General features: G+C 44.2%; 13 protein-coding genes. 11 read left to right on the forward strand and 2 right to left on the reverse strand.

Annotated elements, in window-relative coordinates; translation table 11 throughout:
- Window positions 1-78: 78 nt before the first annotated feature.
- Window positions 79-1,308 (reverse strand): multidrug effflux MFS transporter, encoded by a 1,230-nt coding sequence (locus ABD960_RS14020; protein ID WP_345331781.1) that lies wholly within the window; start codon window positions 1,306-1,308, stop codon window positions 79-81.
- An 82-nt stretch (window positions 1,309-1,390) separates the two neighbouring features.
- Window positions 1,391-1,822, reverse strand: a complete 432-nt coding sequence (locus ABD960_RS14025) for a nuclear transport factor 2 family protein (RefSeq protein WP_345331782.1) — start codon at window positions 1,820-1,822, stop codon at window positions 1,391-1,393.
- Window positions 1,823-1,963: 141 nt separating this feature from the next.
- Between ABD960_RS14025 and ABD960_RS14030 the strand changes: the two genes are divergently transcribed.
- From ABD960_RS14030 to ABD960_RS14080, 11 genes are all read left to right on the forward strand, one after another.
- On the forward strand, window positions 1,964-2,938 hold the full coding sequence (locus ABD960_RS14030) for a GlxA family transcriptional regulator (RefSeq protein ID WP_345331783.1): 975 nt from the start codon (window positions 1,964-1,966) through the stop codon (window positions 2,936-2,938).
- Between the two features lie 56 nt (window positions 2,939-2,994).
- The gene (locus tag ABD960_RS14035; protein ID WP_228950259.1) at window positions 2,995-3,294 is read left to right on the forward strand and encodes a YMGG-like glycine zipper-containing protein; all 300 of its coding nucleotides are present in this window, start codon (window positions 2,995-2,997) and stop codon (window positions 3,292-3,294) included.
- A gap of 113 nt (window positions 3,295-3,407) precedes the next feature.
- Window positions 3,408-4,625, forward strand: coding sequence for a BamA/TamA family outer membrane protein (locus ABD960_RS14040; RefSeq protein ID WP_345331784.1), 1,218 nt, complete (start codon window positions 3,408-3,410; stop codon window positions 4,623-4,625).
- 217 nt (window positions 4,626-4,842) lie between these two features.
- Window positions 4,843-5,196 (forward strand): response regulator, encoded by a 354-nt coding sequence (locus tag ABD960_RS14045; protein ID WP_345331785.1) that lies wholly within the window; start codon window positions 4,843-4,845, stop codon window positions 5,194-5,196.
- A 231-nt stretch (window positions 5,197-5,427) separates the two neighbouring features.
- Entirely contained in the window at window positions 5,428-5,625 is a 198-nt protein-coding gene (locus tag ABD960_RS14050; protein ID WP_345331786.1) for a hypothetical protein, read from the forward strand.
- 398 nt (window positions 5,626-6,023) lie between these two features.
- Window positions 6,024-6,392: a response regulator gene (locus ABD960_RS14055; protein ID WP_345331787.1), complete on the forward strand. Its 369-nt coding sequence runs from the start codon at window positions 6,024-6,026 to the stop codon at window positions 6,390-6,392.
- Between the two features lie 142 nt (window positions 6,393-6,534).
- A complete protein-coding gene (locus ABD960_RS14060; RefSeq protein WP_345331788.1) occupies window positions 6,535-9,639 on the forward strand; it encodes a tetratricopeptide repeat protein in 3,105 nt (1,034 codons plus the stop codon).
- Window positions 9,640-9,676: 37 nt separating this feature from the next.
- A complete protein-coding gene (locus ABD960_RS14065; protein WP_345331789.1) occupies window positions 9,677-11,476 on the forward strand; it encodes a porin family protein in 1,800 nt (599 codons plus the stop codon).
- 21 nt (window positions 11,477-11,497) lie between these two features.
- Window positions 11,498-12,787, forward strand: coding sequence for an HU domain-containing protein (locus tag ABD960_RS14070; RefSeq protein ID WP_345331790.1), 1,290 nt, complete (start codon window positions 11,498-11,500; stop codon window positions 12,785-12,787).
- A complete protein-coding gene (locus ABD960_RS14075; RefSeq protein ID WP_345331791.1) occupies window positions 12,784-13,488 on the forward strand; it encodes a MotA/TolQ/ExbB proton channel family protein in 705 nt (234 codons plus the stop codon). Before ABD960_RS14070 ends, ABD960_RS14075 begins: the two co-directional genes overlap by 4 nt.
- The gene (locus ABD960_RS14080) at window positions 13,485-13,886 is read left to right on the forward strand and encodes an ExbD/TolR family protein (RefSeq protein WP_345331792.1); all 402 of its coding nucleotides are present in this window, start codon (window positions 13,485-13,487) and stop codon (window positions 13,884-13,886) included. Before ABD960_RS14075 ends, ABD960_RS14080 begins: the two co-directional genes overlap by 4 nt.
- Window positions 13,887-13,907: the final 21 nt, after the last annotated feature.

The raw sequence follows: 13,907 nt of genomic DNA on the forward strand, positions 1-13,907 counted from the left end.
AAAGGTCAAGCACTTACTATCAACTACAAGACTTTTATCATGTTGACTATCAACTATCGACCATGGACTATCGGCCATTTAATGCCCAACCACCACAGCCTCCCCCGTTACGCCGGTAAATTTACCGCGGTTAAGGCGCAGGCTGGTAAATAATATTACAAAAGCAATGAGTGCAGTGGCACACATTACCGCAGCAAGAGGCACCACCGAAAGGCTGTCGAAAAAACTAACGCTGGTTGATACCAAAGCCCCGATACCAAGTTGAATTGCACCGAACAATGACGAGGCCGTACCTGCATTTTTAGAGAATGGAGCAAGGGTTAAAGCGGCTGAATTTGGGTTGGTGATGCCGAGGCAGCACAGGAACAGGAAGATCATTACGATAGTTCCCCAAAAGCCAAGTACACCTGATACAGAGCCGATCAGGAACAATACCCCGACCAATGCCTGGGCCGGTAAAGATACCTTAACAATCTGCTCGCTGCTGAAATAACGCAGCAGCAAGCTGTTTACCTGGCTGGAGCCGATGAAACCAACTGACAGTCCTGCGAAAATCCAGCCGTAAGCTTCTTGACTCACGCCATATACTTCCATAAATACCAGCGGCGAACCGGCTACATAAGCAAACAAACCCGAAAACGCGAACGAGCCGGTGAGCGTATAAGTGTAAAACTGCGGCACCTTTAAAACATTGTAAAAGCCGGTTATAATAGGCAGTGGTTTAAGCGATATGGTTGGATCGGGCTTATAACTGTCGGGCAATACAAATATTACGGCTAATAGTATCAGCACGGCCATTCCCGCCAGCACAATAAATACCCATTGCCAGCCTGGTCCGGCGGTTACGTAACCGCCTACAGTTGGGGCAACCATGGGTGATGCACCTACAACCAGCATCAGCAGGGCAAATACTTTAGCGTTTTCATTCACCGGGAACAGATCGCGCACCATAGCCATGGAGGCTACGGCCGCCGCGCAGCTACCTATAGCCTGGATGACCCGTAATATAATAAGCGCGTTGAGCGAGGTTGCCATGGCACAACCTATAGATGCCACGATGTAAAAGCTCAACCCAAACAACAATGGTTTGCGCCTGCCGAACTTATCTAATAATGGCCCGTATAATAGCTGCCCGGCTGCCAGGCCAATAAAAAAGCTCGAGAGCGAAAGCGCCACACCCGCCACGTCAGTATGCATGTATTTGGCTATAGCCGGGAAGCCGGGCAAATACATATCTATTGAGAACGGACCTAAGGCCGTAAGTGTACCTAATATTAATATAAGCGAGATGTAACGTTTTCTTGTCATGCTGTTATACCCTGTTTAAACAGGCTGCAAAGATGCCTCATCGTTTTAAATAAATAATAAGCCCAGTGTAAAATCGGCAGCCTTATTCTTTGTTGTCGTAATAAGTGGCATCCTTTACTATTTTACCTTCATTGTTAAAGGTTAATACCGAGCATATCGGCAAATGCCATTTCTCGCCACCGGCTGGCGTGCCGCTTGATGTAAATTCCACCACCACTACACTATCGCCAGCATGTATCGCGTTAACATCATCTTTAATATCCGGAAACATTTTTTGCATGGCTGCATATTTGGCCGCCGTTTCGGCATGGGTCATTTTTACATAAGTAGTACCTAATGACGGGTCGAGAAAACCGGCGGTATCGGCATAGTGACCTGCCATTGCTGTCCAATCGTGCCGGTTAAAAGCGGCAAACATACTTTTTACTGCCCGGGCGTTAGCTTCGCGCTTATCATCCGGCTTACCGCAGGCACTTAAAGCAAGTGCAAATACAAATAAGGTTTTAATTTTCATGATGCACAGGTTAGGTATATCTAATTATACAGCTACTAATATACAGGAACACCATTTGAAATTTTGCATGATAATCTGACAACATAAGGGTGTGTATCGGACATTTTTATATACATTAGTATAACAATCACCAATTATACCATGATACCATTAACCGTATTGTACACGCGGGAATGCCGTCCGTTAAGCATGGCCGCCATATTAGATGTGTTTGAAAGCGTTAACAAAGCCCTGCATCGCCGGGGCGATGCGCCTGCTTTTGATATCCAGTTGGTTGGCCATGACGCCGGGGACGTGATCAACAATAAATACCACACGCGCGATGCAGGTAACGCTGAAGATACCCGGCTGATACTCATACCGGCGTTTAATTCAGAGTACGCCGATATTAAGGTTGCAATCGGCGCTAATACCGGGCTCATACCCTGGATAATGAAACAATACCAGCAGGGCGCCGAAGTAGCCAGCTTTTGTACGGGCGCGTTTTTGTTAGCGGCAACAGGTTTATTAAATGGCCGTAAAGCCACCACGCATGTTTTAGCTACGTATGACCTCGCACGCAACTTTCCGCAGATTGATGTGCAGCCCGAAGAGGTGGTTACGCACGATGGCGGCATTTACACCAGCGGCGGCGCTACCAATACCTTTCACCTTTTACTTTACCTGGTAGAAAAATATTGCAACCGCGAGGTGGCCGTACAAATAGCAAAACTGTTCGCTATTGATATGGACAGGGACAGGCAAAGTTACTTTGCTACGTTTTTGCCCTCAAAAGACCATACCGACCCGCTGGTAGCCAACGCTCAGCAGCGCATGGAAGAAAAATATAATAAACCGGCCACCATTGAGGAGATCATAGGCGATATACCTTCCAGCAGAAGAAACTTTGTACGCCGTTTTAAACAGGCAACCGGCATCACTCCTATTGAATATTTGCAGCGCACGCGGTTGGAGGGCGCCAAAAAGCTGCTGGAGAAAACCAACCAAAGCATCTCAGAGGTGATGTACAACTCCGGCTACAACGACGTAAAATCATTCAGGCAATTATTTAAAAAGGGAGTGGGATTAACGCCGAAGGAATATCGTGATAAGTTCAATGTGATAAGGGCTAACTAATCGTTGACCACTTTGGCTTACGATTTGCTTTATCAGGCTAACAAATAGTTTAACCTATGAAAAAGTTAGCAATATGTTTAAGCCTGGCGATGGCTACCATTATATCGGCGGGCGATGCCGCGCATGCGCAGCAGGACACGACTAAGAAGAAAAAAATGAGCTCACAGGGTAAAGGCGCTATTATTGGCGGTGCCGGTGGCGCAGTAGCGGGTGGCCTTATTGGCGGCGATGTTAAAGGTGCGTTGATTGGCGGCGCTTTAGGCGCAGGTGGTGGTTACATCATCGGCAACGAAAAGCAAAAAAGTAAAGAGAAAAAAGCGCAGGCTAAAAGAGACAGCGCGGCCAAAAACAAATAAGTTGAAACAAGCGCTAAAAGCAGCTCCGTTATTATAATATGGCGGGGCTGTTTTGTGTAAAATAGTTAAGTGAATAGTATCGCTTTTTATTATCTTTCCGTTCAGTGTATTAAATGATCAGATCTGTAGCCGTTTTTCTCACCCTGCTTGTACCGTGCTTCGCCTTTGCGCAGCCGCGTATGTATAAGGATACGGCAGCGGTGATCAATACCGAAGGGCAACGCGACCTGATCGACATAGGTAAAGACCTCTTCAATATCAAACCAAAAAAAGTTGAGGCCGAAGAGGATAAAGACCTTTACTTTTCTTTCCTGCCAGCATCATCAACGGTGCCTGGTGGTGGTAAGGCGCTGTTCACGTCAACCACGGCGGGCTTTTATATGGGTAACCGCAGTACTACCTATTTATCCAGCGTTACGTTCGCGCCTTATTTTAACTTTAAGGGGCGTTATGGTTTGCCTATACGCTCAAACATCTGGTTAAAAAATAACTCATGGAATATTATGGGCGATACACGGGTACTCAAATATCCGCAGTACACCTGGGGCATAGGCGGCGGCCGGGATAATGATACCAAATTATTGCTCGATTACCGGTACTTTCGCTTTTATCAGAGCGCGCTTAAACAGATAAAGCCTTATTTTTTTGCCGGCATAGGTTATAATCTCGATTACTATATCAATATAGAAACCAATAAAACCAACGCGCTTAGAACTTTTACAGGTTATGATTCGGGCACCGAGGATAGCAAGAACTCCTTTTCATCTGGCCCGAGCATTAATTTGTTGTATGACACCCGCAATAACTCCATAAACCCGTTGCCTGGCTGTTATGCAAATTTAGTTTACCGCTTCAGTAGTCCGGTATTTGGTAGCAATAATCACTGGCAGTCTTTATATTTTGATATGCGCAAGTATGTATCCCTTACGCCACAATCGCGCAAAAAGAATGTAGTGGCATTATGGGCTTATTACTGGACAACCCTAACCCCCGGTACGCCTTATCTTAACCTGCCCAGCATAGGCTGGGACCCCTACAACCGCTCGGGCCGGGGTATCGAGCAGAACAGGTACCGTGGGGACGCGCTTCTTTATTTTGAGGGGGAATATCGCCGAGACCTTACCCGAAACGGCTTAATAGGCTATGTGTTATTTGCCAGCATCAACTCAGTTACGCAACAGGGAACGCGCAGTTTTCAGTACTGGCACCCTGCGGCAGGCGGCGGATTACGTGTAAAATTCAATAAAAACTCGGGCACCAATATTGGCGTAGATTATGGCTTTAGCAGAGGCTTTTCAACTATAATGATCAATTTGGGTGAAGCATTTTGATCTGCCCGTCCGCTAACCGAAAGTCTTCAGGCTCAGCATCAGTAAAATTTTATAATATCAAATTCAGTTTATTCATCTAAACAGCAAACAAAATCGCTTTAAATAAATTTTCATATTTTTGCGAGGTAAAAAATTTAACCGACAGACATAGCCGCTACTTTTAATTTTTAGATATTCCACTTTATATCTCTCGGAAAAACAGCAGTAAGTAAATATTTTGAAACGTATTTTAGTATTAGATGATAATGAAGATATCCTGGATATTGTTCAGGAAACATTATCGTATGAACAATTTGAGGTAAAGAGCACTGCTGAGGGCGAACATGTGTTGCCGCTTATCAATGATTTTAAGCCCGATCTGGTTATCCTGGATTACCGGGTTTCAGGCATGAACGGCGGCGAAATTTGCCGTCAGATTAAAAATCATCCTGAATACGGCGATATACCGGTTATCATCTTTTCGGCATACATAAACAGCGGTGGCGAATTGAATGCTTACGGCTGTGACGCCATCATTAATAAACCGTTTGACCTGGGCGAACTGGTTGAAAAAGTGAATAGCCTGATCTGACACTAACTTATACGATTCAGCAGGCGTTAATAATATCACAATTAGAGCACTTAAACCTCCATTCCTATTGAGAATATCTTAATAAATATCCATTTTAATTATTATATTCTAAAATCAATATCCATAACTATACTAATTATTTTAACCAAGTGTTAATATAATTAATACAATTATAATTGTATATTTGATATATCTGCAATTATACAAGTATCACCCACTAAATTGTATGTTATGGAAAAACAAGTAACCGGGACGATTAACGAAAGCGAGACCTCAAAAAAAGCATTATTTTGCCCGCACTGCCATAATAAGCTATCAGGTGAAAGGGTACACCGCGGTTTTTTTGTGCGTAACTTTTTGTTTTGGCTGCCTATAAAACGCTACATGTGCTATAAGTGCAGCAAAAAGCTGTACCTGTGGGTTAACTAAAATTATATACTATTAACTATTTAATACTGCAATTAAATAGTTGTTAATTTTTTATGATTTTTTTATGATTTGTCCAAGGTGATTTAGAAATTTGAAATTCTAAATCTATACATAGTTGGATAATACAGTCGAAAAAAAAGACTACCGCTGTAGTAAATGCGGTACGGTTTACCACTTTCAGCAACATCGTAATTTTTTTGAAAGGCTGTTGTCCCTGGTAAAACCTTTTAAAAAATATTTCTGTGCCCGTTGCCAGCGTTCGTATTACGTTTTAAAGAAAGATAAATAGTTATCTTTCCATTAGTGCGCTCAATTCTCCATAATTGTTAAAAAAAATTATGGTATAAATTTTGCTTATACACACTTGAATACACTTAGAGTGAGATTGGCAGGGCAATATGAGACGAGTACTTGCTGTTGATGACAACAGAGATATATTAGATGTAATTGAGCTGATACTTGAAGATAGCGGTTTTGAAGTTGAAACGCTTACAACTGGGCATGGCCTCTTTGAAAAGATAAAAGAAATAAACCCCGACATTATATTGCTTGACATTATGTTAGGCGATCTTGATGGCCGTGAGTTGTGTGAACAAGTTAAAATGCGGCCTGAAACCAGCATGATACCTGTTATATTAATTTCAGCAAGCCATAATATGGCCGACAGCGTAGCACAAAAACATAAAGGCGCACCTAACGCTTTTATCGCAAAACCTTTTGACATTAATGACCTGATTGGTGCGGTTGAATCTCATACCGCTGCGTAACCGCCCCCTCTTATTTTTTTCCACACCAACAACATACGGGTTTTAGCTTCGTTTAAAAAAGTGTTTTCCACACTTGTTAATTACTAAGGTGGATTGCATCTTTGCCATTTAGCTAATTTAGCGCAACGCAAGTACGTACCGTATGATAAAACTTAAATATATTGTGCTGCCCACAGCAGCATTTTTAGTATCTCAAGCTCAGGCACAGCAAAATCCGTCGTTCCACATCTATAAAACATATCACACCGCGCTTGATTTGTTGGATAAAGGAAAGTACGTAGCGGCTGCCGAACAGTTCAAGCTTGTAGAGGCCTCAAAGATCCGCACCAGTAATCAACCGGGCTTCGAGTCAGAAATATCATTAATAAAAGAAAACTCACATTATTACGAAGCGCTTTGCGCCCTTGAATCAGGCAGCGACGATGCCAAGAGCATGTTTCAGCGCTTTATAAAAGAGCATCCTGAAAACCCACTTGCCAAACTCGCTTTTTTCCAGGTGGGTAAATCGTATTTTAAACAAGGCAAGTACAAAGAAGCGCTTGAATGGTTTGACAAGGTTGAGGCCGGCGAACTAAGCGGCCGGGATAATACCGAATATAAATTCCGTAAAGGTTACGCTTATTTCGCCCTTGGCGATTACCCGAACGCCCAAAAATTATTCAGCGATGTAAAAAACAAACGCTCGCCCTACACAGAGGATGCTACGTACTATTTTGCCTACATCGCCTACCTTAATAAGGACTATCACCTGGCACTGGCTAACTTTGAGAAACTAAAAAATTCAAAAAAATACGAAGCAAGCTATCCTTACTATATTACAGCGGTTTACTTTTTAGATAAACGCTATGATGACGTATTGAGCTACGCCATCCCTATAGTAAACAACACCAAACAGCAAAACGAAACCGAGATGCTGCGCATTATTGCTGCCTCGTATTTCGCTAAGGCCAATTATCCGCAGGCGGTAAGTTACTATAACCGCTTCCAGGATCGCGACCAGGGTAAAACGCAGAACAGCCAGGACAGCTATCAGATAGGTTACGCCCACTACAAAACCGGCAACCTGAACAAAGCCGCCGCAGAACTTAAAAAGCTGGTTGGCCAGAACGATGTTTACAGCCAGAGCGGTAACTATACCTTAGGCGACATTTTTATCAAGCAAAACAACAAGCAAGGCGCACGTACCGCTTATCAAACAGCATCAAGGCTTGATTTTGACAAACAGATACAGGAAGACGCTTTGTTTAACTACGCCAAGCTATCCTACGAACTTGATTTTAATGCAGCGGCACTTGAGGCCACCCGTACTTATTTAAAGAACTATCCGCGCTCGGCACGCACCGAAGAAGTAAAAATATTACTTGGTGAGGCCTTGCTTAACGCCCGCAATTATCGCGAAGCGGTTGAAATTTTAGAGCCGATACCGAACAAATCGGTTAGCGCGCGTACCGCTTATCAAAAGGTTACTTACTACCGCGGCCTGGAATTTTATAACGAGCGCGCTTTCGAAAACGCTATTGGTATCTTCCTGCGTTCCCTAAGCGCACCGGTTGACCCGCAAATAGAAGCACTGACAACCTACTGGATGGCAGAAGCCATGTACGAGGTGCGTAAATACGGCGAATCGGTTGAAAACTTTGAAAAGTTTTTGGCGATGCCCGAAGCCAAGCAAACCAACCTGAGCAACTATGCCAACTACGCGCTTGCTTATGCTGCCTTTTATGATAACCAGTATGGCAAAGCGGCCAAATATTTTGAGCGCTTTTTACAAGGCACCGAAAAAGACCCGAATACTGTTAACGACGCGATTACCCGCATAGGTGATAGCTATTTTGTGTTAAAAAGCTATGGCAAAGCGCTGGAGTACTACAACCGCATTATTGCGCAAAAAACAAAGGGCGAAGATTATGCCCTGTTCCAGCGGGGCGTGATACAGGGTTTGCAGGGTAACTACGATGCCAAGATAGCCACCCTTAACGATGTGTTGCAGCAGTTCCCCAATTCAGATTACGCGGATGATGCTTCTTTTGAGATAGCGTATACCTACTTTCTTAAAAATGACGGTCCGCGTGCCAAAACTGACCTGCAGGCCATGATACAAAAGTATCCGCGCAGCAGTTATGTGCCACGCGCTATAACGACTATTGGTTTGATAGATTACAACGCGAACCAGGATGATGCCGCGGTTGAATCATTCAAAAAAGTAGTGTCTGATTATCCATCAAGCGATGAGGCTAAACAGGCCTTAAAGCAGGTTGAGAAAATCTACACAGATAAAGGCGACGCCCAAACATTTATTAATTACGCGGGCACTACCCCTATCGGCAACTATACCACTGCCGAGCAGGAAAGCATCATGATAACGGCCGCCAACAACCTTTACCTTAAAGGCGACTGGCAGGGAACTGTAAACGCTGTTAACGCTTATTTAGATAAATTTCCGACCAAGCAGATTTATGATAAGCAGGCACGTTACCTGCGCGCTCAGGGCCTTAACAATTTAGGCCGTACCCAGGAAGCCGTGGTTGATTACAACTACATACTAAATGACTGGACCAGCGCTTATACCGAGAAATCGCTGATCAGCATGGCTAAGCTTTATATGGCGCAAAAGAAATACAATGATGCAGTTGTATTCCTGAAACGTTTGGAAACCAATTCAGAATATAAAGCTGATTATACTTACGCGGTTAACACGCTATTGTACTGTTACGATCAGATGCAGATGTCTGACGATGTATTGAAATACGTAGCTATTGTTCGTGCTAACGAAAAAACCGGCCAGGAAGATAAATTCCGTACGGGTTTGTACGCGGGTAAAGCTTACCTGGAAATGGGGAACAATGAAGCCGCAATTAAAGAATTCAACTATACCCTCAGCAATACCAAAACCGTTGCAGCTGCCGAGGCTAAATACAACATCGCCTTAATTGAGTACAATCAGGGTAAATACAAAGCTTCGCAAAAAACATGTTTTGAGATAGCCAAGGATTTCCAGAACTATGAATACTGGACGGCCAAAACATTTATTCTCCTGGCAGATAACTACATCAAACTTAAAGATAATTACCAGGCTACAGCTACCCTGCAAAGTATAATTGACAACTATACCGCTAAGGATGACATATTACCTGAGGCAAAACAAAAACTGGCTAAACTTAAAGGTATCAAGATAGCACCTGAAACTACGAAAACCGACAGTACCGATACAACCGGCACTGCCGTGCAGGACACCACCCAGCAATAACAGGAAACATCAACGAGAACCAACGAGCAACAGACAAATGAAATTAAGATACACCTATATATTGTTTACCGCGTTAACCGCCTGTTATTATTTACCGGCAAACGCGCAGGTTAAAAACAACACCAAAAAAGGTCAGAAAAGTACACCGGCATCGCAAAATACCGCCAAGAAGTTGGGCGACGCGGCATCAAAAACTACACAGGATACGAGTAAGAAGGCCAATCAGAACCCGAATGAGGCAGGCGCCATATCTGAAGAGATTGTGGTAACCACCTCGTATAAACCGGTATTGGCTGATGCGGTAAAAATTCGCCGCAACCCGGATTTGGAAGACAAAACACCGTTCAAGGCCCCACTAAGCTACAGCGCGATTGATAAACGCCTGACTAAAGACAACGAGATTCAGCAGCTTGAGGCCATGAAACGCCCGCCTGAACGCGACTCTATCCCAACCAATAATTATGTAAAAGGCGGCTTAGGCAGTATGAAAACCACCTTCGGCGAAGGCTATTTTTCAAACGGTGCCGATGAGGCTTTACAGGTTGGTGGCTACGTTAAGCACTTTGCGCAAGGTTCATCCGTTTTCAACAAACAAAATGAAAGCCGTAACGAGTTAGGTGTGTTTGGTAAGAGCATTACCGATGAGCATACCTTACGCGGTACAATAAACTACAAGCGCCGTGGCGTGAATTTTTACGGCTATAACCGCGACATTGAGCCGCAGTTACAGTTCGATCCGCAAAAGCAAACGTTTAACACGATATCCGCTGAAGGCGAACTGGCCAAAAACTACCGAGATGTAGAAAATGATTTTACCTATGCTGTAAAAGCTAACGGTTACATTTTTAACAACGCATACAACGCCAAAGAGAATAACCTGGTGCTATCCGGCTTTGTCAACCAAACGGTTAAGCAGTTTTACGCGGGTTTAGCCGCATCGCTTGATCTGGGTACGCAAAAAGACAGTCTGTACTCTTACAACAACAGTATCATCCGTTTAAACCCGTATATTAAATTTCAGGGCGAAAAGTATAAAATTGACGCAGGTGTAAACATCACCAAAGAGTTTGGATTAAGCAGCCGCTTTTCCATCTTCCCCGCTGCTAAGCTGGAGTTCCAGGTAATACCGAAATACGTACGCTTATTTGCTGAGGCGAAAGGCGATATCAACAAAGCATCGATCCGTGATTTTGCAGAAACCAATCCATTCATTGCTGAAAACATCACCCTTAAAAACTCTGCCGACCGTTTAGCATTGAGCGCCGGTTTAAAGGGCACACTAGCACCGGGCCTGGGCTTTAAGGCTACCTTCTTCCGCAACAGGGTTAAGGATATGCCACTGTTCATTGCCAATTTTAACACCAACAGCACCAACAATAAGTTCGCGGTTATTTATGACGATGGCACCGCCACCGTTAGCGGCTTTACCGGTGAGTTAGATTTTAAAGCTACTGACGACCTGAACATCTTCGGCCGTGCCGAATTTAAGGATTACAAAATGGATACCGAGGAGCAGGCGTGGAACATGCCTAAATTTAAACTTACCGCCGGTACCATCATCCGCATAAGCGACAAGGTGAATATTAACGGCTCGCTATTAATTCGCGGTAACGCCTACGACAGGATATTTGATCCGCTGAGCACCACGTTCACAGAGCCGCGGGCTGTTGAAATTAAATCATACGTCGACCTGAATGGCGGCGCCGAATATAAGGCGACTAAGCAGCTGTCAATTTTTGTTCAGGTGAACAACATACTGAACAATAGCAACCCAACCTTTTTATATTATAATAACTACGGGTTTAATATTTTTGGCGGCGTTGGTTACGCGTTTTAGTTTTTTTGTACTTTTACGGGAATGGACTTAGCCAACTACTTAATAGAACTACTTGGGCAGCGTGGCGAGGTGAGCATACCAGGCTTGGGGCGTTTTTATTATGCGAAGAAAAGCGCGTTCTATAACGCAGCCGAAGCGCGCATCTATCCACCCAAACAAACATTGCAGTTTGAACAGCAGGCGGATAACAGCGATGGTTTTGCCGAATTTATTTCGCAAAAAAAAAATATCTCTATGGCATCAGCAAGATATTTTGTTGACCGCTATGTAAACGATGTTTTACAGGAAACCGCCATCCGCGATTTTGCAGTGGGCACTAAAGGCTGGCTGCGCAACGATGGCTTTAAAATAATTTTCAGGAGTACCGAACAAACAGAAGTCAGCGCGGGCTTTGGCTTACCTGCCATTGAGCTATGCAAAAGGGGTGAGCCCGTTATTAAAACAACAACTGTTATTTTAACGCCGCCCCCACCGGTTGAGGTGCCGCAGCAAGCTGAGTACGCTCCGGTTAATGAACAGCCGAAAGCGGCAATCCCTGTAGTTGAAACTCAGGTTCCTGAGCCTGCTGTTATACCACCAGCCGTTGAAGCAACACCTGAACAGCAACCTGCCGTGCAACGTGCAGTACCAGTAATTGAAACACCGCAGACTGAATTTATTGAAGACGAAAAGCGCGGTTTAAACGTTTGGGTAATTACAGCTATTGTAATTGCTTTGCTGGCTATTGCGGGCATCGGTTTATATATGTATAACCCGGAACTGCTGGGTATGGACAAAAACAAAGCCGAAGCTGCAGCGCCGGTTACCGACGACTCATTAACTAACGAAGCCGATACACCGGAGCAGGAAACGGAAACAACCAAGGTGGCCCCGGCTAGTAAGGTTGCGGATACAGTTGCAAAGCAGGAACCCCAGGCGGATATGAGCCTGAACGATTCGGTAAAAACTACGGTAATCAATCCGCAGCCGGAAGCGGAAAAACAACCCGTAACTGAAAAAACGACTAAACCTACTCCGGCCAAAACCACTCCAACAACTGCGGCTGTAGCGCCTGCTATGGGTTATCCATATACGGTAATAATAGGCGGCTCGTTTGCTACGGTTGAGGAAGCGGAGAGATGCATTATCAACTATAAAAAGATAGGCCTTGATGCCCATATTTTGGCAGAGCCCGGTTATGGTAAAAAGCGTAAGGTTGTTGTAGGCACCTACAAAACGCTTGCGGAAGCATTAAAAGAAAAAAACAAACTCATAAAATCAAAAAAGCTCAGGGGAGATGCATATACCCTGGAAATTACTAAAAAACGATGACACTATTACTACAGATTGCAGATACGGCTGCACAAATGGCGGATACAGTGAACAATGCAGCGGTACCAACCGTACCGGCAGATGATTTGCGCTTTGGCGACCTGATATTAAAAGGCGGCTGGGTAATGATTCCCATTGGTATTTTGGCTGTATTGGGCCTGGTTATATTTTTTGAAAGATATTTTACCATCCGCAAAGCCGCTAAGGATGAATCGAGCCTGATGGCGCAGGTACGTGCCAGCATTATGTCGGGCAACCTGCAATCGGCAGTGGCTATATGCCGCAACAGCAATACACCGCTTGGCCGTATGCTGCAAAAAGGTTTGTTACGCATCGGCAGGCCGATAAAGGATATTGAAGGCGCTATTGAAAACGTTGGTAAGCTGGAAGTAGCCAAGCTCGAAAAAAACATCGGTATCATCGGCATTGTGGCCGGTATCGCGCCAATGTTCGGCTTTTTGGGTACTATCGCGGGTGTAATCCAGATCTTTTATAACATCTCAAAAACTGATAACATCAGCATGGGTGTAATATCAGGCGGTTTATATGTAAAGATGGTAACCTCGGCTGCCGGTTTGTTTGTTGGTATCGTAGCTTACGTTTGCCACCATGTGTTAAATATGATGGTTGACAAAGTGATACTGAAACTGGAAACCGACGCTATTGAATTTATTGACCTGTTAGAAGAACCAAGCAAATGAACCTGAGAAAAAGACACGGACGCGTAACGGCTGAGGTGCATACCTCGGCACTAAACGACATCATGTTCTTCCTGCTGCTGTTCTTCCTCATCGCGTCAACAGTTACCAACCCGAACGTGATCAAACTGATGCTGCCAAAATCGTCATCAGGCCAATCGGTTTCTAAAAAGACTATCACAGTATCGGTAACCAAGGACCTGAAGTATTATATCGATAAAAAGGAAACTCCTGTTGACCAGCTGGAAGCTACCCTGGGTGGCTATAAAAGTTTGGCAACAGAATTGACCATAGTTTTATATGTTGACCGTACCGTAGCCATACAGGATGTGGTACAAGTGATGGATATAGCACAAAAACTGAACATTAAGCTGGTATTAGCAACGGAGAAGAAAGGTTAGTTAGTTTGCTTAGTTTGCAGT

Origin of the sequence: Mucilaginibacter defluvii (assembly GCF_039543225.1) — a bacterium.
Taxonomy (GTDB): Bacteria; Bacteroidota; Bacteroidia; order Sphingobacteriales; family Sphingobacteriaceae; genus Mucilaginibacter; species Mucilaginibacter defluvii.

Excerpts from the sequence above, each read along its gene's own strand:
- ABD960_RS14020 (WP_345331781.1), bottom strand. The coding sequence starts at position 1,308 with ATGACAAGAAAACGTTACATCTCGCTTATATTAATATTAGGTACACTT.
- ABD960_RS14025 (WP_345331782.1), bottom strand. The coding sequence starts at position 1,822 with ATGAAAATTAAAACCTTATTTGTATTTGCACTTGCTTTAAGTGCCTGC.
- ABD960_RS14030 (WP_345331783.1), top strand. The coding sequence starts at position 1,964 with ATGATACCATTAACCGTATTGTACACGCGGGAATGCCGTCCGTTAAGC.
- ABD960_RS14035 (WP_228950259.1), top strand. The coding sequence starts at position 2,995 with ATGAAAAAGTTAGCAATATGTTTAAGCCTGGCGATGGCTACCATTATA.
- ABD960_RS14040 (WP_345331784.1), top strand. The coding sequence starts at position 3,408 with ATGATCAGATCTGTAGCCGTTTTTCTCACCCTGCTTGTACCGTGCTTC.
- ABD960_RS14050 (WP_345331786.1), top strand. The coding sequence starts at position 5,428 with ATGGAAAAACAAGTAACCGGGACGATTAACGAAAGCGAGACCTCAAAA.
- ABD960_RS14055 (WP_345331787.1), top strand. The coding sequence starts at position 6,024 with ATGAGACGAGTACTTGCTGTTGATGACAACAGAGATATATTAGATGTA.
- ABD960_RS14060 (WP_345331788.1), top strand. The coding sequence starts at position 6,535 with ATGATAAAACTTAAATATATTGTGCTGCCCACAGCAGCATTTTTAGTA.
- ABD960_RS14065 (WP_345331789.1), top strand. The coding sequence starts at position 9,677 with ATGAAATTAAGATACACCTATATATTGTTTACCGCGTTAACCGCCTGT.
- ABD960_RS14070 (WP_345331790.1), top strand. The coding sequence starts at position 11,498 with ATGGACTTAGCCAACTACTTAATAGAACTACTTGGGCAGCGTGGCGAG.
- ABD960_RS14075 (WP_345331791.1), top strand. The coding sequence starts at position 12,784 with ATGACACTATTACTACAGATTGCAGATACGGCTGCACAAATGGCGGAT.
- ABD960_RS14080 (WP_345331792.1), top strand. The coding sequence starts at position 13,485 with ATGAACCTGAGAAAAAGACACGGACGCGTAACGGCTGAGGTGCATACC.